Origin of the sequence: Streptomyces sp. G5(2025), from assembly GCF_049542075.1 — a bacterium.
Classification (GTDB): domain Bacteria; phylum Actinomycetota; class Actinomycetes; order Streptomycetales; family Streptomycetaceae; genus Streptomyces.
In genome coordinates, this window is sequence record NZ_JBMUZT010000006.1 from 2496952 (window position 1) to 2519149 (window position 22198).

The 22198-nt window shown below is 72.0% G+C and carries 16 protein-coding genes; 2 read left to right on the top strand and 14 right to left on the bottom strand.

What is annotated here, in order from left to right:
- Nucleotides 1-10: 10 nt before the first annotated feature.
- On the top strand, nucleotides 11-1138 hold the full coding sequence (locus ACOBQB_RS22165) for a M48 family metallopeptidase (protein ID WP_423593887.1): 1128 nt from the start codon (nucleotides 11-13) through the stop codon (nucleotides 1136-1138).
- An 18-nt stretch (nucleotides 1139-1156) separates the two neighbouring features.
- On the opposite strand, the gene ACOBQB_RS22170 is transcribed toward ACOBQB_RS22165, so the two are convergent.
- The 5 genes from ACOBQB_RS22170 to proB all read right to left on the bottom strand — a co-directional run bounded on the left by ACOBQB_RS22170 (nucleotide 1157) and on the right by proB (nucleotide 6216).
- Complete coding sequence (locus tag ACOBQB_RS22170) at nucleotides 1157-2230, bottom strand: hypothetical protein (protein WP_423593888.1); 1074 nt, start codon at nucleotides 2228-2230, stop codon at nucleotides 1157-1159.
- Nucleotides 2231-2296: 66 nt separating this feature from the next.
- On the bottom strand, nucleotides 2297-2908 hold the full coding sequence (locus ACOBQB_RS22175) for a hypothetical protein (RefSeq protein ID WP_423593889.1): 612 nt from the start codon (nucleotides 2906-2908) through the stop codon (nucleotides 2297-2299).
- Between the two features lie 127 nt (nucleotides 2909-3035).
- Nucleotides 3036-4328, bottom strand: a complete 1293-nt coding sequence (locus ACOBQB_RS22180; RefSeq protein ID WP_423593890.1) for a glutamate-5-semialdehyde dehydrogenase — start codon at nucleotides 4326-4328, stop codon at nucleotides 3036-3038.
- Nucleotides 4329-4401: 73 nt separating this feature from the next.
- Nucleotides 4402-4881: a hypothetical protein gene (locus ACOBQB_RS22185; RefSeq protein ID WP_423598666.1), complete on the bottom strand. Its 480-nt coding sequence runs from the start codon at nucleotides 4879-4881 to the stop codon at nucleotides 4402-4404.
- Nucleotides 4882-5088: 207 nt separating this feature from the next.
- Nucleotides 5089-6216, bottom strand: coding sequence for a glutamate 5-kinase (gene proB / locus ACOBQB_RS22190; RefSeq protein ID WP_423593891.1), 1128 nt, complete (start codon nucleotides 6214-6216; stop codon nucleotides 5089-5091).
- A gap of 280 nt (nucleotides 6217-6496) precedes the next feature.
- On the opposite strand from proB, the gene ACOBQB_RS22195 reads away from it, so the two are divergent.
- Nucleotides 6497-8587, top strand: coding sequence for a hypothetical protein (locus ACOBQB_RS22195; protein WP_423593892.1), 2091 nt, complete (start codon nucleotides 6497-6499; stop codon nucleotides 8585-8587).
- 80 nt (nucleotides 8588-8667) lie between these two features.
- Here ACOBQB_RS22195 and obgE read toward each other — a convergent pair whose 3' ends face one another.
- The 9 genes from obgE to ACOBQB_RS22240 form a co-directional block, all read right to left on the bottom strand.
- The gene (gene obgE / locus ACOBQB_RS22200; RefSeq protein ID WP_423593893.1) at nucleotides 8668-10107 is read right to left on the bottom strand and encodes a GTPase ObgE; all 1440 of its coding nucleotides are present in this window, start codon (nucleotides 10105-10107) and stop codon (nucleotides 8668-8670) included.
- Nucleotides 10108-10217: 110 nt separating this feature from the next.
- Nucleotides 10218-10472 (bottom strand): 50S ribosomal protein L27, encoded by a 255-nt coding sequence (gene rpmA / locus ACOBQB_RS22205; protein WP_010986870.1) that lies wholly within the window; start codon nucleotides 10470-10472, stop codon nucleotides 10218-10220.
- Between the two features lie 14 nt (nucleotides 10473-10486).
- Nucleotides 10487-10807, bottom strand: a complete 321-nt coding sequence (gene rplU, locus ACOBQB_RS22210; RefSeq protein WP_028813461.1) for a 50S ribosomal protein L21 — start codon at nucleotides 10805-10807, stop codon at nucleotides 10487-10489.
- A 198-nt stretch (nucleotides 10808-11005) separates the two neighbouring features.
- A complete protein-coding gene (locus ACOBQB_RS22215; protein ID WP_423593894.1) occupies nucleotides 11006-12364 on the bottom strand; it encodes a phospholipase D-like domain-containing protein in 1359 nt (452 codons plus the stop codon).
- Nucleotides 12365-12610: 246 nt separating this feature from the next.
- Nucleotides 12611-17194: an Rne/Rng family ribonuclease gene (locus ACOBQB_RS22220; protein ID WP_423593895.1), complete on the bottom strand. Its 4584-nt coding sequence runs from the start codon at nucleotides 17192-17194 to the stop codon at nucleotides 12611-12613.
- A 234-nt stretch (nucleotides 17195-17428) separates the two neighbouring features.
- Complete coding sequence (locus ACOBQB_RS22225) at nucleotides 17429-18229, bottom strand: TIGR03936 family radical SAM-associated protein (RefSeq protein WP_423593896.1); 801 nt, start codon at nucleotides 18227-18229, stop codon at nucleotides 17429-17431.
- A 47-nt stretch (nucleotides 18230-18276) separates the two neighbouring features.
- Nucleotides 18277-19506, bottom strand: coding sequence for a hypothetical protein (locus tag ACOBQB_RS22230; protein ID WP_423593897.1), 1230 nt, complete (start codon nucleotides 19504-19506; stop codon nucleotides 18277-18279).
- Nucleotides 19507-19692: 186 nt separating this feature from the next.
- Complete coding sequence (locus ACOBQB_RS22235) at nucleotides 19693-20241, bottom strand: GNAT family N-acetyltransferase (protein WP_423593898.1); 549 nt, start codon at nucleotides 20239-20241, stop codon at nucleotides 19693-19695.
- Between the two features lie 11 nt (nucleotides 20242-20252).
- Nucleotides 20253-22178, bottom strand: a complete 1926-nt coding sequence (locus tag ACOBQB_RS22240) for a TIGR03960 family B12-binding radical SAM protein (protein ID WP_423593899.1) — start codon at nucleotides 22176-22178, stop codon at nucleotides 20253-20255.
- Between the last annotated feature and the right edge of the window lie 20 nt (nucleotides 22179-22198).

Genomic DNA, 22198 nt, shown 5'->3' on the forward strand with positions numbered 1-22198 from the left:
GGGAATCGGCATGACCGACGGCAACCACCACGACGGGGGCGGGGACCGCATGGGGCACGAGCGCGTCCCGAGCCGGCAGCGCCGGCGCTTCCCCGGCATCTCCTCGCGGGCCTACGAACATCCGGCGGACCGCTCGGCCCTGGTGGCCCTGCGCAGGCTCAGCGGCTTCGACACGGTCTTCAAGGCGCTCAGCGGCCTGCTGCCCGAGCGCAGCCTGCGGTTGCTGTTCCTGTCCGATTCCGTGCGGGTCTCCGACGCGCAGTTCGCGCACCTGAACACCATGCTGCGGGACGCCTGTTACATCCTGGACCTGGAGAAGGTCCCGCCGATGTACGTCAACCAGGACCCGAACCCGAACGCGATGTGCATCGGTCTCGACGAGCCGATCATCGTCGTGACCACGGGCCTGGTCGAACTGCTCGACGAGGAGGAGATGCGGGCGGTCGTCGGCCACGAGGTGGGGCACGCCCTCTCCGGCCACTCCGTGTACCGCACGATCCTGCTCTTCCTCACGAATCTCGCCCTGAAGGTCGCTTGGATCCCGCTGGGCAACGTCGCGATCATGGCGATCGTGACGGCGCTGCGCGAGTGGTTCCGCAAGTCGGAGCTGTCGGCGGACCGGGCCGGGCTGCTGGTCGGCCAGGACCTGAAGGCCTCGATGCGCGGCCTGATGAAGCTCGCGGGCGGCAACCACCTGCACGAGATGAACGTCGACGCGTTCCTGGAGCAGGCCGAGGAGTACGAGGCAGGGGGCGACCTGCGCGACTCGGTCCTGAAGATCATGAACGTACTGCCGCGCACGCACCCCTTCGCCACCGTGCGCGCCGCCGAGCTGAAGAAGTGGGCGGAGACCCGCGACTTCCAGCGGATCATGGACGGCCACTATCCGCGCCGTGACGAGGACAAGGACACCTCGGTCTCCGACTCCTTCCGGCAGTCGGCCTCCGCGTACGCGGACGACGTACGCAACAGCAAGGACCCGCTGATGAAGCTGGTCAGCGACATCGCGGGCGGCGCGGGCGACCTGGGCGGCAAGCTGCGCGGGAAGTTCACGGGGCAGGGCGGGCAGAGCGGGCATGGCCGAGGCGACAGCCAGGGCGGGCAGAGCGGCGCTGACGGCACCCCCGGGGACAAATAGCTCCGGACGCCGCGCCCCTCAGAGCGAAGGCGGCGAAGGCTGGGCCGAAGCCGCCAGCGAGCCGCAGAGCGCCGTCGCCCTCCCCGTCTCGTACGGATCGGTGCCGGCCGGGCCGCCCGCCTTCGCCCGCTGCCCCGCGAGCAGCGGCCGCAGCTGGTTCGCCGCGTCGTCCCCGCAGCTGAGCGGACCGGCCTGGGCCGCGGAGACCAGCAGCTCGGCCCGGTGCATCCGCAGGTCGTCGCGGTCGAAGCGGAACCGCAGCTCACGGCGGACGGTGAACAGGGACGCCTTGCCGCCGTCCTCGCGGGCGGGCCGCAGCGCGTACACGAACGTGTGGTCCGAGGTGACCTCCAGCGCGTTCCGGTCCGCCTCGGCGATCCGCAGGGTGCCGTGGACCCTGGCCCGCTTGTCGGCGAGCGCGGCCTTCGTCGGGTCGAACCGCACCAGCCAGCCGGTGGGCGCGTGCCGTTCGTCGGCGGCCGGGTGCGCGAAACTGCGGTCGAACTGGCCGAGCTGCTCGGGATCGACCAGCAGCCGCACGGCGCCCGGTGAGCCCCCGCCGAGCGTGTCCGGGTCGAGCGAGGATTCGACCAGGTAGTCCCTGGCGGTGGCCAGGGCGGCCCTGACCTGGCTGTCCGAGAAATGCGCGGTGCGGCGCACGGCCGGGAGGTTGACGCCGGCGGCGCCCACCGGGAACTGTGCGGCGGGGCTGTGCGCGAAGAGGTCGGCGACCTTCGTGGAGCCGGGCACGCTGCCCCGCGGGGCCAGCGGGATCACCGTCATCCGCAGCGGCTCGGGACGCTTGGCCTGGGGGCTCGGGTACGGATGCCGTACGCCCATGTAGATCGCCGTGCCGAAGGCCAGGGCGATCAGCACGACGAGGACGAGGGCCTGCCGGGACAGCCCGCGGTGCGGGGTGGGGCGGGGGCGCACGGCGCGCGCGTGGTCGGCCATGCGCTCCTGCGCGGAGAACTCCTGGAGGCGGGCGGCCCGCACGAACGACTCGTCGAAGACAACGGATCGGTACTCGTCCTCCCCGCCGCTGGGGCCGCCCTCGGGTGTCCCCGCGGGTGGGTCTTCTGACTCGCCCATACCTTCAGAGTAGGTCTCCGGGCGGTCGGGTAAACGCCCTGCTACACGACAAGTCGCGCCAACTCCTCAGGGTGTGCGGGGCACCGCGGGAGCGGCCGGCCTGCCGAACTCGGCGGAGGCGGAGGGGGAGGCCGCGGGCTCCTTGTCGGCGCCCGCGCCGACTTCCGTGGAGGCGGGCGCCGGCACGCGGTCCTGGCGGCCGGAGGATGCGCCGCGGTAGACGGCGGTGAAGGCGAGGGCGACCATGCCGATGCCCATCAGGAGGGCGAGCATCCAGGCCACGGGGCGGTGCCAGCGGGCGCGGCCGGGGTGACGTCCCCGGTGGGCGTACCCCTCGTCCGGGGCGTCGAGTTCGAAGGCGTCGTCGAAGTCGTCGTGGCCGAACTCGCCGCTGTCGTCGGGGCCGAAGCCGTCGTCGTAGAAGTCGTCGTCGCCCGCGTCGCGGCCCCGGCCGCGGGTGCGGGCCCGGCGGGCCTCGGCCTCGGAGGCGTCCGCGCGGGCCTGGGCGGCGGCCAACAGCCGCTCCACGGCGGTCGGTTCATGGATTTCGGCGGCCCGTACGAAGTCCTCGTCGAAGACCACGGAGGCGAACTCTTCGTCCGCACCCCCGCGGTCGCGGTCGTCGTCGGGCTCCCAGCCGTCAGGGAACGACGGCGTGCCCCCCACGTCCTCCGGCACCCTCCCAGCGTAGACCTGGGAGGGGCAATTTGGGCAGACCGTGAGGGAATTCGGCACGCTGAGGTGTCACCCGCCGGGGCACCCGCCGGGGCACCTGCCGGGCCGCGGGCGTACCACCCGCCGGGTGTCACCGCACGTGGCCGTCGCCCGTCACGATGTACTTGGTCGACGTCAGCTCGGGCAGGCCCATCGGGCCCCGGGCGTGCAGCTTCTGCGTGGAGATGCCGATCTCGGCGCCGAAGCCGAACTGCCCGCCGTCGGTGAAGCGCGTCGAGGCGTTCACGGCGACCGTCGTGGAGTCCACGAGCTGCGTGAAGCGGCGCGCGGCTTGCTGCGAGGTGGTGACGATGGCCTCCGTGTGCCCGGAGGTCCACAGCCGGATGTGCTCGACGGCCTGCTCCAGCGTGTCGACGACGGCGGCCGCGATGTCGTACGAGAGGTACTCGGTCTCCCAGTCCTCGGTCGTCGCGGGCACGACGGTGGCCTTGGAGCCGTCCCCGTAGGTCAGGACGCGCTCGTCGGCGTGCACGGTCACCCCGGCCTCCGCGAGGGCGTCCAGGGCGCGCGGCAGGAACGCGTCGGCGATGTCCCGGTGGACGAGCAGCGTCTCGGCGGCGTTGCAGACGCTGGGCCGCTGCGCCTTGGAGTTGATCAGGATGTCCACGGCCATGTCGATGTCGGCGGCGGAGTCGACGTACACATGGCAGTTGCCGGTGCCGGTCTCGATGACCGGGACGGTGGACTCCTCGACGACGGTCTTGATCAGCGAGGCGCCGCCGCGCGGGATGAGCACGTCGACGAGGCCGCGGGCGCGCATCAGCTCGCGTACGGAGTCCCGGCTCTCGCCCGGTACGAGCTGGACGGCGTCGGCGGGCAGACCCGCGCCGTGCACGGCGTCGCGCAGCACGCGCACAAGCGCGACATTCGATTCGTACGCCGATGACGAGCCCCGCAGGAGGACGGCGTTGCCGGACTTCAGGCAGAGGGCGGCCGCGTCCACGGTGACGTTCGGGCGGGCCTCGTAGATGATCCCGACGACGCCGAGGGGGACGCGGACCTGGCGCAGGTCGATGCCGTTGGGGAGCGTGGAGCCGCGGACGACCTCGCCCACCGGGTCGGGCAGGGCCGCCACGTCGCGTACGTCGCCGGCGATGGCGCGGACCCGCTCCGGGGTGAGCGTGAGCCGGTCGATGATCCCCTCGCTGGTGCCGGCCTCGCGGGCGCGCGCGATGTCCTTGGCGTTGGCCTCGACGATCTCGGCGGTCCGCACCTCCAGGGCGTCGGCGATCGCGAGCAGCGCGTCGTCCTTGGCGGCGCGCGGCAGCGGCGCGAGCGTGGCGGAGGCGCCGCGGGCGCGGTAGGCGGCCTGGGCGACCGGCGAGAGGTTGTCGTAGGGCGAGACGGGAGAGAGCGACGTCATGCCCGCAGGGTAATCCCCGCGCGCGGGGCGTTCACCCGGTGTTCCACTCCCCGAGACCGTGGGGTCAGCGCGGTCAGAACGGGTGTACGCCCACTGGCGTGGCCGGAAGCGGACCGTACCCCTCCGCGATCCGCTGGTGATATGTGTCGCGGTCGATCACTTCGAGCCCCACGATCTCCCACGGCGGCAGCCGCGCGCTCTGCCGGTGCTCGCCCCACAGCCGCAGCGCGACCGCGGCGGCGTCGTGCAGATCGCGGGCCTCTTCCCAGTAGCGGATCTCGGCGTGGTCGGGGGCGTACCGGCTGGTGAGGAGAAAGGGATGATCATGGGCGAGCTGTTCGAGGCCGCGCCTGAGCTCCTTCAGCGGGGCCTCCGGGCCCGAGACGCTCAGCGTGACGTGCCACAGGCGGGGCGCCGGGGCCGTCTCGCTCTCCGTGCTCCCGCGCGCCTGGCTCTCGTGCCCGGCGTGCGCCTCGCTCTCGTACGCCTCTCCCGCGGCGACGCTCGTCAGCGCCCGCTCAGCCGAGCCGCGGGACGCCGCCCCTGGGCGCACTCGTCTCACGACGGCCTCCTTTACGCAATGTCGTACGCGATGTCGGTGCGGACACGCAACGGTCGTGCGGAACTGTCTTCAACCTGTCTTCAACAAAGTTGACCAGCCCGAGCCGTCCCGCGGGGCGGTTTTGGGGAGTTTCACCTTCCGCGGACCGCCCCGCCGAGACCGCCCAGGGCGGTTTTCGGCCGGGAGGCGGTCGGCGAGCTATCCGTGGAGCAGCACGAGATCGTCCCGGTGCACGACCTCGCGCTCGTACGCGGGTCCGAGTTCCCGCGCGAGGTCCCGCGTGGAGCGGCCGAGGAGCTGCGGCAGCTCCTTCGCGTCGAAGTTCACCAGCCCGCGCGCGACGGCCCGCCCCGCGGTGTCCCGCAGCTCGACCGGGTCGCCCGCGGTGAAGTCCCCCTCGACCGCCTCGATGCCCGCGGGCAGCAGCGATTTGCGCCCCTCGACGACCGCGCGCACCGCCCCGTCGTCCAGGGTGAGCGCGCCGCGTGGCTCGGAGGCGTGCTGGAGCCACAGGAGCCGGTCGGCGGAGCGGCGTCCCGTGCGGTGGAAGTACGTGCCCGTGGCGCGGCCCGCGAGGGCGTCACCGGCCTGGCTCGCGGAGGTAAGGACGACGGGGATCCCGGCGGCGGCGGCGATCCGCGCGGCCTCGACCTTGGTGACCATGCCGCCGGTGCCGACGCCCGCCTTGCCCGCGCTGCCGATCTCGACGTGCGCTATGTCGGCGGGGCCTCGCACCTCGTCGATCCTGGAGGTGCCGGGCTTGGCCGGGTCGCCGTCGTACAGGCCGTCCACGTCGGAGAGCAGCACGAGCAGGTCGGCGTGGACGAGGTGGGCGACGAGGGCGGCCAGGCGGTCGTTGTCGCCGAAGCGGATCTCGTCGGTGGCCACGGTGTCGTTCTCGTTGACCACGGGCAGCGCGCCCATCGCGAGCAGCTGGTCCAGGGTGCGGGACGCGTTGCGGTGGTGGGCGCGGCGGGCCATGTCGTCGGAGGTGAGGAGCACCTGCCCGACGCGTACGCCGTACCGCGCGAAGGAGGCGGTGTAGCGGGCCACGAGCAGCCCCTGCCCGACGCTGGCGGCGGCCTGCTGGCGGGCCAGGTCCTTGGGGCGCCGCACGAGGCCCAGCGGGGCCAGGCCCGCGGCGATGGCGCCGGAGGAGACGAGCACGATCTCGCGCTCGCCTCCGCTGCGGCTCTTGGCCAGTACATCGACGAGGGCGTCGACGCGGTCGGCGTCCAGGCCCCCCGAAGCCGTGGTCAGGGACGAGGACCCGACCTTGACGACGACCCGCTGGGCCTCTGCCACCGACTGCCTTGCCGCTGTCACGCGCTTCCCCAAATGATCCAGATAGTGCCGGACCTGCAATCTACGTGAGTGCGTCCGGGTGGCGCCCCCGCATTCCGAGGGGCGGACCGGGGCGGACCGGCGCGCCTCCCGGGCCCCGGAGGGGAAAACGGGCCCCGGGGTTCAGTCTTCTTTGCCCCTTTTTCCGGTGATTGCGGTCACGGAAGATTGCTACGGAGGCTCCGCGCGTCATACGGTCAGTGGTCGACTTCCCCCCGTTGACTCTTCATCCCCCCTTCATCCCCGCCAGGAGCCCACGCCCGTGCCCTCTGCCGGACTCGTTCCCCGACGCATCGTGCAGCTCTCCGCGCTGTTCGCGATGCTCGCGCTCTTCACGGCCCAGCTCGTGAGCGCGCTGCTCCCCTATGTCCCGGTGTTCGTCGCCGCGGCCGCCGCGAACCTCGCGCTCGACATCTATCTGCAGTACAAGCAGCCGGGCCTTCTCTCGCTCCTTGGCAAGATCCGTTTCGACGTCACGGTCCGCCAGCTCCTGCGCGACATGCTGGTCCTGGTCGGCCTGCTGCGCATCGACGGCATAGAGCCGCTGGCCGAGCAGTCGCCGCTGACGATCACGCTGCTCGCGTTCTACGCCCTGCACTTCGGCTGCCAGGCCGTCGCCGTGATGGTGCGCCGCAGCCGCGCGCTGCCGATCGTCACGCGCAACATCGACGCCTCCGCGCTGCACCTGACGGCCGCTCCTCCGCGGATCCTCTCGCGCCGCCAGGCCCACCGCCTGCTGACGTTCTCGGTGCCCTCGACGGTGGGTCTGCTCCTCACGGCGGCCACCACCCACGCGTACTGGGGCGTCATCGGCCTGTGCGTCTCCCTCGCGCTCATCGGCGCCGGTGCGCTGTACCTCGCCACCTGGCTGCTGCCCAAGAAGCGGGCGAAGAACGACGAGCGGGTCATGGAGTGGCTCGACCAGTGGCTGGCCGACTACAAGCCGACCGTGGGCATGTACTTCTCGGGAGGCTCCACGTCCGCGTACCAGGCGAACATGTGGCTCTCCACGCTCTCCAAGCTGGACGGCAAGCCGCTGATCGTGCTGCGTGAGCGGTTCATGGTCCAGAAGATCGACGCGACGGACGTCCCGATCATCTGCTTCCCGAAGGTCGCGACGATGTTCTCCCTGGAGACGTCGACGCTGAAGATGATGCTGCACCCGGCGAACGCCGCGAAGACCTCGCAGGTCCTGCGCATCCCGACGCTCAAGCACGCCTTCATCAACCACGGCGAGAGCGACAAGCTCTCCTCCTGCAACCCCTATGCCAAGGCCTACGACGAGGTGTGGGTGGCGGGTCCCGCGGCCCGCGACCGCTACCAGCTCGCGGACATCGGCGTCGACGACAAGGACGTCGTGGAGGTGGGCCGCCCGCAGCTCTCCCCGATCCTGCCGTTCTCGGGCGCGCCCACGGGCCCGTACACGACCGTTCTGTACGCCCCCACCTGGGAGGGCTGGGACGGCAACCCCGGCAACACCTCGGTGGTCCTGGCGGGCGAGAACATCGTCCGCGAGCTGCTCGCCGACCCGGGCGTGCGCCTGCTCTACAAGCCGCACCCGATGACCGGCTCGCAGGACCCGCGCGCGGGCGCCGCCAACGAACGCATCAAGGCGATGATCCTCGCGGCCAACGCCAAGCGCTCCGGTGCCCGCCCCGGCCCCGAGGCCGCGGCCGAGCTGGAGCGCCGCACCGCCGCCCTGGACGAGCTGACCGCCCGGAAGTTCCGCAAGAGCGCGGACGAACAGGAGCGGATGATGCTCCAGGGCGCTCCGGACGGCGACGCGCAGGCCGCCGTGGCCGAGGCGACCGCCGCGTGGGAGGCCGCGTTCTGGGCGTCCTTCCCCGAGTGGGAGCACCAGATCGTCACGGGCCCGCGCCCGGCGATCTTCTCCTGCTTCAACCAGGCGGACCTGCTGATCAGTGACGTCTCGTCGGTCGTCTCCGACTGGCTGAGCAGCGAGAAGCCGTACGCCGTCGCCAACACGGCCGGCATGTCCGAGGCCGAGTTCCGCGCAAGCTTCCCGACGGTGTCCGCGGCGACGATCCTCACGCCCGAGGCGGACGGCGTGGCGGCCCTCCTGAAGGCCGTACGCGCCCCGGAGCTGGATTCCCACGCGGAGGCCCGCGCGGAGCTCAAGGAGCACCTCCTGGGCCCCTCGGACCCGCCGTCCCTGGCCCGCTTCAACGCGGCGGCTGTCGCCCTGTGCGCCAAGTCCGACGCCCGCCGCGCCCGCATGGCCGCCCGCATCGACGCGGACATCCCCGGCCAGCGCGTCGCGGAAGAGGTCGCCGAGGAGATGGAGCAGGACCCGACGGAGTCGAACGGCGCGGAGGACTCGGTGTCCGCGTGATCGCCTGACGCACACGAGGAAGGGCCCCGGAGCAGAAGCTCCGGGGCCCTTCCTCGTACCGCTGGACCGGCGTACCGGTTCTAGAACGGCTCGAAGTCGTCGTACGCGCGCTGCGCCTCGTCCCGCTCCGCCTCGCGGTCCCTGCGGCGCTGGGCGGCCGGACGGGGGGCCTCCAGGCGGTGGTCCTCGCCGCGGCGGCCGAGCATCTCGGCGCCCGCCATCATGGTCGGCTCCCAGTCGAAGACGACCGCGTTCTCCTCCGGGCCGATGGCGACGCCGTCGCCCGCGCGGGCACCGGCCTTCATCAGCTCGTCCTCGACGCCGAGGCGGTTGAGGCGGTCCGCGAGGTAGCCGACGGCCTCGTCGTTGTTGAAGTCGGTCTGACGGATCCAGCGCTCCGGCTTCTCGCCGCGCACGCGGTAGATGCCGTCCTCCTCGCGCTTGACCGTGAAGCCGGAGTCGTCGACGGCCTTGGGACGGATGACGATGCGGGTCGCCTCCTCCTTGGGCTTCGCGGCACGCGCGGCGGCGACCAGCTCGGCCAGGCCGAAGGAGAGCTCCTTGAGGCCCTTGTGGGCGACGGCCGACACCTCGAAGACGCGGTAGCCGCGCGCTTCCAGGTCGGGCCGCACCATCTCGGCGAGGTCCTGGCCGTCGGGCACGTCGATCTTGTTGAGGACGACGATGCGCGGACGGTTCTCCAGGCCCGCGCCGTACTGCCGCAGCTCCTCCTCGATGACGTCGAGGTCGGAGACGGGGTCGCGGTCGGCCTCCAGGGTCGCCGTGTCCAGTACGTGGACGAGGACGCTGCACCGCTCGACGTGCCGCAGGAACTCCAGGCCGAGGCCGCGGCCCTGGCTGGCGCCCGGGATGAGGCCGGGCACGTCGGCGACGGTGTAGACGGTCGAGCCCGCCGTCACGACGCCGAGGTTCGGGACGAGCGTGGTGAACGGGTAGTCGGCGATCTTCGGCTTCGCGGCGCTCAGCACGGAGATCAGCGAGGACTTGCCGGCGCTCGGGTAGCCCACCAGGGCGACATCGGCGACGGTCTTGAGCTCCAGGACGAGGTCCCGCTCCTCACCGGGCACGCCGAGCAGCGCGAAGCCGGGGGCCTTGCGCCGGGCGGAGGCCAGCGCCGCGTTGCCGAGGCCGCCGCGGCCGCCCTGGCCCGCGACGAAGGTGGTGCCCTGGCCGACCATGTCCGCGAGGACGTTGCCCTCGCGGTCCATGACGACCGTGCCGTCGGGGACGGGCAGGACGAGGTCCTGGCCGTCCTTGCCGGAGCGGTTGTCACCGGCACCGGGCTGGCCGTTGGTGGCCTTGCGGTGCGGGCTGTGGTGGTAGTCGAGCAGCGTGGTGACGTCCTGGTCGACGACCAGGATCACGTCACCGCCACGGCCGCCGTTGCCGCCGTCCGGGCCGCCGAGCGGCTTGAACTTCTCACGGTGAACGGAGGCACAGCCGTGGCCTCCGCTACCCGCGGCGACATGCAGCTCGACGCGGTCCACGAAGGTGGTCATGGTTCAGTGCCTCCAGGAGAAACGTGCGGGGGGTGTCTCTTGCGTAACACGCGAAAGGCGGACCCGCTTCCCCGCCGGGGAAGTGAGGTCCGCCTCGCGAAAAGAACCGATCAGGCGACCGGAACGATGTTCACGACCTTGCGGCCACGGTGCGTGCCGAACTCGACCGCGCCCGCGTCCAGCGCGAACAGGGTGTCGTCCTTGCCGCGGCCGACGCCCGAACCCGGGTGGAAGTGGGTGCCGCGCTGGCGGACCAGGATCTCACCGGCGTTGACGACCTGACCGCCGAAGCGCTTCACGCCGAGCCGCTGAGCATTGGAGTCGCGACCGTTCCGAGTGGACGATGCGCCCTTCTTGTGTGCCATCTTGTCTCAGTCCCTTACTTCGCAGCCGTGGGGATACCGGTGACCTTGATCGCCGTGTACTGCTGGCGGTGACCCTGGCGACGGCGGTAGCCGGTCTTGTTCTTGTACCGAAGGATGTCGATCTTGGCACCCTTGTGGTGGTCCACGACCTCGGCGGTGACCTTGATGCCGGCCAGCACCCACGGGTCGCTGGTCACGGAGTCGCCGTCGACCACGAGCAGGGTCGAGAGCTCGACCGTGTCGCCAACCTTGGCCGTGGGAATCTTGTCAACCTCAACGATGTCGTCGACAGCAACCTTGTGCTGGCGACCACCGCTGCGCACGATGGCGTACACGCGGATCTCTCTCTCGCTCGGAACGGAACCCCCGCAGTCCAGCCACCCGCCGAAAGCAGGCGGCCTCTCCCGACCCGGAAGCAGTGCCCGCGGTTCAGGAGGAAAAGGGTTTACAGGGGGCGGGCGTGCATAGGAACACGCCGACGGTCAAGGTTACGGGGCCCACCCGGACGGGTCAAACCGGGCCCCGCGCCCCGCTCACGTGGTCGGCTTCTCGCCGTCCGGCGGCAGCGGCTTGACGCCCTTGCACAGGTCCGTCCCGTCGGAGGCGCCCGGCCAGGCCACGGCCCGCGTGCGGTCGAAGTGGGACCGGTAGGTGTCGTGCACCGAGTCGTCGTCGACCTTGACGATCGCCTCGTCGTTCTCGCGCAGCGCGGGCGCCGTGTAGTTCTGCGAGCCGGTGAAGGAGACCTTGTTCCGCTTGCCGTCGTACATGCCGTCGATGAGCAGGTACTTCGAGTGAATGATGAACGGTGTCGTCAGCTTGCCGCCGGGGCGCAGCGGGTCCCTGTCGTCGTTGTAGCACCGCACGGAGGGGCCGCCCCGGGCGTGGAGCTGCTCCCAGGTGCCGGGGGTGCCGCCCTGGCTCTTGGCGCTGTCGCTCTCCGCGTAGAGCAGGCTCACGTCGCAGCCGGCCTTCTTCAGGGAGACCAGCTTGGCGGCGATCTGCTCGCGCGTGATCTTGAAGATGGCGGCGCGGACCTTCGTGCGCTGCGTCACTCCGGCCGCGTCCTTGTAGGTGCACCGGATGTTGTTCATGACCGAGTACATGGTGTCGGTCTCGTTGACCGTGCCGTTGCGCGGGAAGAAGTACGCCTTGTAGCGGCCGCTGCTGAGCGTGCGGTAGTCCCAGCCCTGCCAGTTCTTGCCGAGCATGTCCGTGAAGTAGTCGGCGTACGCGTCGTACATCGCGGGATTGTTCGGCAGCAGCAGCGCGTCGTTGAAGAACTTCGTGTGCGCGGACGGAGTCGAGTTCGACGTGGTCTGCACGACGACGTCCCTGGCGCCCGCGACCTGCGAGAACAGCCAGAACTTGTTGTGCATGATCGATTTGCCGTACCTCGGGTCGCCGAGGCACGACTTCCCGGTCGGACAGAGCTTCACGAAGGACGGCTTGGCGGTGCTGGTGCCGAGCGCCGCCATGAGCCGGGCGTACGCGCCGTTCGCCGGCCGGTCGCTCTTGCTGGTCTCGTCCAGCAGGACCTGGACGTGCACGCCACGCCTCTTGGCGGCGACGAGCGCGTCGACGATCGGGGTCTCCCACACGTGGTAGACGGCGACCTTGATCGTCGATCCCGGCACCGCCGAGTTCGTCAGCTCGATCAGCCGGGTACGGATCGCGTGCTGCTGGTCGACGTCGCCCTTCGGGTTGTTGAAGATCGGGCCTTCCGTCCAGGCCGGCGTCGGCGTCGTGTCAGCGGAGGCGGTTCCCACGGAACCGGCTGCCTGAATCCCCGCCGCCGACAGCACCGTGGCCAGAGCCACCGCCTGCCGAGCGCCCTTGACCGGCTTCACCGCACGGTGCCGTCCCGTGCCCCGCAGGCGCGTGTGCGCCATGTGACATCCCTCCCTGACGCGACGCGCGGGCTCCCCACCCGCACGCTCGTGTCCCTGTTCATCCGTCAGACCGCATGAGTTTTACAGGAGTTGCCTCGCACTCAAAGGCCAGGGGGCGCGCTTCACGCTTTCGGGCTGCGGTGACGCCGTTTTCGGGACAGACCGGTCCCGCACTGTCCGGACAGACCGGTGCCCCCCTGTCCTGCCCTCACGGGCGGACAGGGGGGCACCGGGTCGCGGAAGGGGTCAGCCCTCGCTGGAGGCGCTCGCGGAGACACCGGACGGCGTCTGCTCCGCCGCCGCGGCCTTCTTCGCCGTCGCCTTCGACGCCTTCTTGGCCGTCGTCTTCTTGGCGGCCGTCTTCTTGGCCGCGGTCTTCTTGGTGGCGGCCTTCTTGGCCGTCGCCTTCTTGGCGGTCTTACGCGCCGTCTTCTTCGCCGGAGCGGCTTCCTCGACGGGGGCCTCGACCTCCGCCGCGGGCTGCTCCGCCTCGGGCTTGTCCGCCTCTGCCTGCTTCAGCTCGGCCTGCTTCGGCTCGGACTTGTCCGCCGACGGGACGACCACCACGGCCGCCTCCTCGGACGCGGTCGGCGCCGTGGCCTTGCGCACCGCACGGCGGCGCGGACGGGCCGGAGCGGCGTCGGCGGCGGGCGCCTCGGTCACGGGCTCGGCGACCGGCTCGGCGACGGGCTCCGCCACCGGCTCGGCCTTCGGGGCCACGACCACGGTGGCGTCAGCGACCTCGGCGGCCTCGGGCTCGCTCTCCGCGGTCCTCGGCGAACCGGCGGGCGACGTCGCCTTGCGGACGGCACGACGGCGCGTACGTCCCTTCGGGGCGGCGTCATCGCGCGCGGGCGCCTCGACGGGAGCCTCGTGGGCCGCCTCGACGGCCTCCGGGGTGCCCACGACGGGGTCCTCGGCGGCCGGCGCGGCGGTGCGCGCGACGTCGGACTCGACGACCGGGACCTCGGCCTCGGCGGCCCTCGCCTCGGCCTTCGCGGCCCTCTCGGCAGCCCTCTCGGCGGCCTTGGCCCGCTTGCCCGACCGCTTCGGGGCCTCCGCCTGCGGGGTCTCCTCAGGGGCGGCCTCGGCACGCGGGGCGCCCGCCGGGGCCGAAGCCCGCCGCGTCGCCCTGCGCCGGGAGCGGCCACCGCGCGAAGCGGCTGCCTCGGCCTCGGCCGCGCTGCTGTAGAGCTCCTCGTCCGGGACGAACTCGGGCTCGGGCAGCGCCACCGGAGCGGCGGCCTCGGCGGCGACCTCGGCCTCCGTCTCGGCACCCTCCAGGGCGTCGGTGTCAGCCTCGTGCTCGTGCTCGTGGGTGTGCTCGTGACCGTGGTCCTGCTGGTCCGCGCCACCGCGGCCGCGCTTCTTGCGCTTGCCGCCGCCGCCGACGGAGGTCGGCTGCTCCATGTGCACGATGACACCGCGGCCGTTGCAGTGCACGCAGGTCTCGGAGAAGGACTCAAGGAGCCCCTGGCCGACCCGCTTACGGGTCATCTGGACCAGGCCGAGCGAGGTCACCTCGGCGACCTGGTGCTTCGTACGGTCGCGTCCGAGGCATTCGAGCAGACGGCGCAGGACCAGGTCGCGGTTGGACTCCAGGACCATGTCGATGAAGTCGATGACGACGATGCCGCCCAGGTCGCGCAGGCGCAGCTGGCGCACGATCTCCTCGGCCGCTTCGAGGTTGTTCCTCGTCACGGTCTCTTCGAGGTTGCCGCCCTGGCCGGTGAACTTGCCGGTGTTGACGTCGACGACGATCATCGCCTCGGTCTTGTCGATCACCAGCGAGCCGCCGCTCGGCAGCCAGACCTTGCGGTCCAGGGCCTTCGCCAGCTGCTCGTCGATGCGGTACGTCGCGAAGACGTCGACCTCGGAGGTCCACTTCGAGAGGCGGTCGGCCAGGTCGGGCGCGACGTGCGAGACGTATCCGTGGATGGTCTGCCACGCGTCGTCACCGCTGACGATGACCTTGGAGAAGTCCTCGTTGAAGATGTCGCGGACCACGCGGACGGTCATGTCCGGCTCGCCGTACAGCAGGCTCGGCGAGCTGGTGGAGGCCGCCTTCGCCTTCTTCTGGATGTCCTCCCACTGCTCCTGCAGACGCTCGACGTCGCGGCGCAGCTCGTCCTCGCTCGCGCCCTCGGCGGCGGTGCGCACGATGACGCCCGCGTCCTCGGGGACGATCTTCTTGAGGATGGTCTTCAGACGCGCGCGCTCGGTGTCGGGCAGCTTGCGGCTGATGCCGGTCATCGACCCTTCGGGGACGTAGACCAGGTAGCGGCCGGGCAGCGAGACCTGGCTGGTCAGGCGGGCACCCTTGTGGCCGATCGGGTCCTTCGTGACCTGCACGAGGACCGACTGGCCCGACTTCAGGGCGGACTCGATGCGCCGGGGGCCGTTGGCCATGCCGAGCGCCTCGAAGTTGACCTCACCGGCGTACAGGACGGCGTTGCGGCCCTTGCCGATGTCGATGAAGGCGGCCTCCATCGACGGCAGGACGTTCTGCACCTTGCCGAGGTAGACGTTCCCGACGTACGAGGTCGCCTGTTCCTTGTTGACGTAGTGCTCGACGAGGACGTTGTCCTCAAGGACGCCGATCTGCGTGCGCTCGCCGTTCTGGCGGACGACCATCACGCGCTCGACGGCCTCCCTGCGCGCCAGGAACTCGGCCTCGGTGATGATCGGGACGCGGCGGCGGCCCTGCTCGCGGCCCTCACGGCGGCGCTGCTTCTTGGCCTCCAGGCGGGTCGAGCCCTTGATGGACTGGACCTCGTCGGCGCCGGTGCCCAGCTCGCGCTCGGTGTCCTTCGCGCGCCGCTCACGCGGCTCGCGGACCTTGACGACCGTACGCTCCGGGTCGCTGTCGCCCGGCTCGCCCTCGGGGGAGTCACCGGCACGACGGCGGCGGCGACGGCGACGGCGGCTGCTGGAGCCGGCCCCGCCGTTCTCCGAAGCGGCCTCGTCCGCCTCCTCGGAGCCCTCGGCGGCCTGCTCGGCGGTGTCCTCAGTGTCCTCGGTGTCTCGCTCGGCCTGCTCGGCGGCCACAGAGTCGTCGTCGGACTCGGACTCGGACTCGGCCGAGACGTCGTTCTGCTCGCCGTCCTGGTCGGCCAGGTCACCGCGGCGACGGCGCCGGCCACCACGGCGGCGACGGCGGCCCTGGCGCTCGCCGGACTCCTCCGTGTCGTAGGTGTCGGTGTCGGTGTCGCTGTCGGTGTCGGCCTGCTCGGCGGCGGTGTCGGCGGGCTCGGGCTCGTCGGCCGGCTGCTCCTCGGCGGCCTTGACGGGCATCCGCTCCTCGACGGCGGCGGGCTGCTCGTCGGCGGCACGACGGCGGCGGCGACGGCGCGAGGCCGTCTCCTCCTCCATCACGGGGGCGGCGGGCTCCTCGACGGGCTCCTGCACGGCCTCGGCGGCCGCCGCCGCGGCGGCGGCGCGCTCCGGGGTCTGGAACATCGGCTCGGCGAACACCGGCGCCTGGAAGACGGCGACGGCGGGGCGGGCGGGCTTGCGGCCACCCTCACCGGAGTCGTCGGCGGACTGGGCCTTGCGGGCCTTGTGCCCGGCGGGCGCGGAGAATCCGGCGGCCGCGGTCTTGCGGGTGGCGCGGCGGCGACGGCCACGGGGGGCGTCGTCCTCCACGGCGTCGGCGGGGGCTTCCTCGACCGGGGCGGCGTTGGCGGCGGGCGCTTCGGCGGGCTTCTCGGGCGCCTGGTCGGCAGCCTTGTCCGATGCCGTCTCGGTGGCCTGGGGCTCCGCGGCGGGCGCGGCGGTGCCACGGGTGGCGCGGCGGCGCGCTCGGCGCGGTGCGGCGTCCTCGGCGACCGGCTCGGGCTGGGCCTCGGGGGCGGTCTGAGCGGCGGGCGCTTCCTCGACCACGGCGGGCGCCTCCTCTGCGGCGGCCTGCGGCGCGCCGGCGGGAGCGGAGGCGCGACGGCTCGCACGACGACGCGTACGCGGCGCCGGGGCGGCCTCCTCGGCCTCCTCCACGACAGCGGCGGGGGCCTCGGCAGGGGCGGCAGCCTCAGCGGCCACCGTCACCGCCTCAGCGACCTCGGCAGCCTGCGGAGCACCCGCGGGAGCGGAAGCGCGACGGCTCGCACGACGACGACGCGGCGCCGGAGCAGCCTCCTCCTCCACCGCCACGGAAGCCTCAGCGGGCGCGACAGCCCCAGCGGCCACCGTCACCGCCTCAGCGACCTCGGCAGCCTGCGGAGCACCCGCGGGAGCGGAAGCGCGACGGCTCGCACGACGACGACGCGGCGCCGGAGCAGCCTCCTCCTCCACCGCCACGGAAGCCTCAGCGGGCGCGACAGCCCCAGCGGCCACCGTCACCGCCTCAGCGACCTCGGCAGCCTGCGGAGCACCCGCGGGAGCGGAAGCACGGCGGGTCGCACGACGACGACGCGGCGCCGGGGCGGCCTCATCGGCCTCCTCCGCGGCGGGCGCGGAAGGCTCGGCGGCCGGCGCAACGGTCTCCGTCACCTCGGCGGCCTGCGGCGCACCGGCTGGCGCGGAGGCACGGCGGGTGGCGCGGCGGCGCGTACGCGGCGCGGGCTCCTCGGCCACGGGCTCGGCGACCGGGGCGGCCTCGGCCACCTCTTCGGTCTCCTCGACCTCGTCGACCGCGTCGGCCTGAGCGGCCTGGTCAGTGGGTTGGACGTCTTCGGCGGCGGGGGTGGCCGGTATGGCCGGGGCCGCGGCTTCGGCGGTGCCCACGGGCGGGCCCGCGGGGCGCGACGCGGCACGGCGCCGACGGCGCGGCGGCAGGGTGTCGCTGGGGGTGTTGTTCTGCGATCCCTCAGTGGGGTCGTTCGGCTCAAGCATGCGGGCGGTTCTCCCGTCACGCTCCCGGGCGCCGCGCCTGTCCGTGATGTCCGCGGCTCGCGCTAGCTGCGCGGGGCCGCCATCCGGGGGCGTGGGCGCCGCACGGGAGCTCTCTATGTCTTGTCTCGCCGGTTCCGTACGCCCAAATGCGGACGGCCTGGCGAAAGTCTCGGTCAGTGCGCTGCCCGACCCAGGTGGCTCCCGAGTACGAGGGCTGCGCTGTGACGTACGTCCTTAGCGGGGGCCTTCCGGCACCGGCGCCGTCGCGGCGGCAGGTACGGCGGCCGTGGGTGATGCGGCCGTGACTGCCTCGCGGTCGGGCGCGAGCGGGTCGGTCACCGTGCCGGTCTCTTCATCGAAAAGCCCCTGCGCCAGCCTGGTCACCGCTGCGGCGACCGGCGGCGCCAGGTCGGCCACAGCTCGGAGACCGGACAGGACGTCGTCAGGTCGTACGGCAGGTGTCACGTGCCGAACAACCAGCCGCAGTATCGCACAGGGCTTGTCGGTCGGCCTATCGGTGTCGCGCGTGATCACTTCGCCATCAGTGATCGCTTCCAGGCTCACGACGGCCTCGCGCGCGTCGAAGGTGCGCATGCCGTTCTTCGTGCGGCGCTGCACCTCGACCTTGTCCGCGGCGCGGAACAGGTCGGCGGCGCGCTGTGCCTGTGCGGGCTCAACGCCGTCCAGGCGCAGCTCCCAGACGGAGGCGGTCAGCCGGTCGGCGAGGCCCGAGGTGCGGGACTCGACCGCGTCGGTGATGTCCAGACCGTCCGGCAGCGACTCGTTGAGCAGCTCGCGGAGCTGGTCGGGGTCGCGCGGCGCGGTGAGCGCGATCTCCAGGTACTCGGCCTCGCTGCCCGTGCCGGTGGGTGCGGCATTGGCGTACGACACCTTGGGGTGCGGCGTGAACCCCGCCGAGTACGCCATGGGGACCTCGGCGCGGCGCAGCGCACGCTCGAAGGCGCGCTGGAAGTCACGGTGGCTGGTGAACCGGAGGCGGCCGCGCTTGGTGTAGCGCAGGCGGATGCGCTGCACCGCGGGTGCGGGCGGCGGGCCTTCGGGCTGTCGCTTGCCCAGTGTCGTCAGTCCTTCATGAGAGCGGTCGTACTGCTACCTAGAGTACGTGCCCCGGGCGCGTCAGGTTCCCGCCGGGCCGCAGGTACCGGGACCGGCTCCCTCGGCACCGCCCCCGCCGGCGCCGCCTGCTTCGGCGCTCCGAAGAGCATGCGGCGCACGTCGGCCCGTGCCTGTCGCACGCTCTCCCTGGCGGCGGACAGGGCCTGGCGGGTGGCGCGGCGGACCTCCTTGACGGCCCGGGCCGCGGGACGCCACACGGCGTCGCGGACCACGTGCCCGACGGGGGTGAGGACCGTGCGGTAGGCCCACCGCACCGGCTCGACGAAGATCCACCGAAGGAGCTTGGCGAGGAAGCGGCCGACGACGAGGGAGAGGTGCCCGGCGACACGCCAGGCGTGTCCGAGCGCGTCACCGATCTCTCGCGCGACGACGGCGAGGGCCCGCCCGAGGGGTGCGAGCACCCAGCGCCAGACCGCCACCAGGGGTACGACGAAGATCCAGCGGCACAGGGTCGAGACGACGGCCCAGCTGCCGCGCCCCAGCCACGCTGCACCGGCGCCGACCCCCCGCGCCAGCCAGGCGACGCCGTGCCCGACCGGCGTGAGGACCGTCCGGTACAGCCACACCGCGGGCACCACGACCAGCACCCGCCCCAGCCAGGCCAGCGCGACCCCGACCGGCACAACCACGTACCGCCACAGACCCACCCACGGCCACACGAACACGGCCTTGAACAACCACGTCAGGACGGCACCGACGCCACGCCCGGCCGCCGCGGCCCCGGCGCCGAGGACGCGGGCCAGCCAGGCGATGCCATGGCCGACCGGGGTGAGCACGCGCGCGTAGAGCCAGGCGGCCGGGATCGCGACGAGGTACCGGCACAGCCAGACGCAGCCCGCGCCGATGCCGAGCGCGGTGATCGCGATGCCTCGTCCGATGCCCCGGGCGAGCCACGCGATGCCATGCCCGACCGGCGTGAGGACCGTCCGGTACAGCCACACCGCGGGCGCCACGACCAGCACCCGCCCCAGCCAGGCCAGCGCGACCCCGACCGGCACGACCACGTACCGCCACAGACCCACCCACGGCCACACGAACACGGCCTTGAACAACCACGTCAGGACGGCACCGACGCCACGCCCGACCGGTCGCAGCCCTCTGAAGTACAGGAAGCGGCCGCACACCGCGAGCGCGTCCCAGACGAGGCGCACCGGCACGACGAGCACGAGCACCACGATCCGTACCGGCAGCCGGATCGCGACGGCGAGGCAGCCTTCGGCCTGCGGAGGGTGCGGGGGGTGCTGAGCGGGCTGAGCGGGCTGAGCGGGCTGAGCGGGCGGAAGGTGCCGATCGGCCTGCCCCGGCGAAAGCGGCTGCGGTTCAGCCTCGCGGGCAGGTCGTTTTTCCAGGTCCATGTCGTCCTAGACGCGTGGGAGTTCGGTTCGGATCCAGTACCGCAGTTTTCCGCCCCGCTCGTCCTCGAAGACGCCACCCGAGGCCTCGATGACCTTGCGTGAACCGATGTTGTCGGTGTCGCAGGTCACCAGCACGGTGTCCAGGCCGAGTTGAGCGGCGTACGGCAGGCAGGCGCGCAGCATCCCGGTGGCGTGGCCGCGGCGGCGGGCGGTGGGGCGTACGTCGTAGCCGATGTGGCCGCCGTACTCGCGCAGGAAGCGGGTGGCGATGGTGTGGCGGATGGCGATGCGGCCGAGGTAGTCGCTGCCGTCGGTGTACCAGAGAGTGGTGACGGGGACGGCGAGCGGCTCGGCGGGGCGTTCGGCGGCGGCGAGCACTTCGGCGACGTACCGCTCGAAGACGGCCGGGTCGTGCCACTTCTCGCCGTACTCGCGCAGGGTGGCGCCGAGCGTCGTGTCGTCGCCGGGCCCGCCGCGCCCCTCGGCCCGGAACTCCTCCATCGCCGCGATGTAGGAGCGGTGCACCAGGCCGGTGGGCGGGGCGAGTTCGGGCATCTGCGCCGCCGCTACTTCACGACCGTGAGCGGCAGCAGCTTCTTGCCGGTGGGGCCGATCTGGATCTCCGTCTGCATGGCGGGGCACACGCCGCAGTCGAAGCACGGCGTCCAGCGGCAGTCCTCGACCTCGGTCTCGTCGAGCGAGTCCTGCCAGTCCTCCCAGAGCCAGTCCTTGTCGAGACCGGAGTCCAGGTGGTCCCAGGGCAGAACCTCTTCGTACGTACGCTCGCGCGTGGTGTACCAGTCGACGTCGACGCCCATCTCGGGCAGCGTCTTGTCGGCGCAGCGCATCCAGCGTTCGTAACTGAAGTACTCGCGCCAGCCGTCGAAGCGGCCGCCCTCCTCGTAGACCGCGCGGATGACGGCGCCGATGCGGCGGTCGCCGCGCGAGAGCAGGCCCTCGACGATGCCGGGCTTGCCGTCGTGGTAGCGGAAGCCGATCGAGCGGCCGTACTTCTTGTCGCCGCGGATCTTGTCGCGGAGCTTCTCCAGACGGGCGTCGGTCTCCTCGGCGGAGAGCTGCGGGGCCCACTGGAACGGCGTGTGCGGCTTGGGCACGAAGCCGCCGATCGACACCGTGCAGCGGATGTCGTTCGAACCGGAGACCTCGCGGCCCTTCTGGATGACCTTCGTCGCCATGTCGGCGATCTGCAGGACGTCGTCGTCGGTCTCGGTGGGCAGGCCGCACATGAAGTACAGCTTCACCTGGCGCCAGCCGTTGCCGTACGCGGTCGAGACGGTGCGGATGAGGTCTTCCTCGGACACCATCTTGTTGATGACCTTGCGCATGCGCTCGGAGCCGCCCTCGGGGGCGAAGGTCAGGCCCGACCTGCGGCCGTTCCTGGTCAGCTCGTTGGCGAGGTCGACGTTGAAGGCGTCGACGCGGGTCGAGGGGAGGGACAGGCCGATCTTGTCCTCCTCGTACCGGTCGGCGAGGCCCTTGGCGACCTCGGCGATCTCGGTGTGGTCCGCGGAGGAGAGCGAGAGCAGGCCGACCTCTTCGAAGCCGGTCGCCTTCAGGCCCTTCTCGACCATGTCGCCGATGCCGGTGATGCTTCGCTCCCGCACGGGGCGCGTGATCATGCCGGCCTGGCAGAAACGGCAGCCGCGGGTGCAGCCGCGGAAGATCTCGACGGACATGCGCTCGTGGACGGTCTCCGCGAGCGGGACGAGGGGCTGCTTGGGGTAGGGCCACTCGTCGAGGTCCATGACGGTGTGCTTGGACACGCGCCACGGCACGCCCGAGCGGTTCGGCACGACGCGGGCGATGCGGCCGTCCGGGAGGTACTCGACGTCGTAGAAGGCCGGGATGTAGACCGAGCCGGTCTTGGCGAGGCGGAGGAGGACCTCCTCGCGGCCGCCGGGGCGGCCCTCGGCCTTCCAGGCGCGGATGATCTCGGTCATGTCGAGCACGGCCTGCTCGCCGTCGCCGATGATCACCGCGTCGATGAAGTCGGCGATCGGCTCGGGGTTGAAGGCGGCGTGCCCGCCGGCGAGGACGATCGGGTCCTCGACGGTGCGGTCCTTGGACTCCAGCGGGATGCCCGCGAGGTCCAGGGCGGCCAGCATGTTCGTGTACCCCAGCTCGGTGGAGAAGCTGAGCCCGAAGACGTCGAACGCCTTGACCGGGCGGTGGCTGTCCACCGTGAACTGCGGGACCTGGTGCTCGCGCATGAGCGCCTCCAGGTCCGGCCACACGCTGTACGTGCGCTCGGCGAGGACGCCCTCGCGTTCGTTGAGCACCTCGTAGAGGATCATGACGCCCTGGTTGGGCAGCCCGACCTCGTACGCGTCGGGGTACATCAGCGCCCAGCGGACGTCGCAGCTGTCCCACGGCTTGACGGTGGAGTTCAGCTCACCGCCGACGTACTGGATTGGCTTCTGCACATGCGGGAGCAGAGCTTCGAGCTGTGGGAAGACCGATTCGACAGACATCGCGAACCTTCATGAGCCGG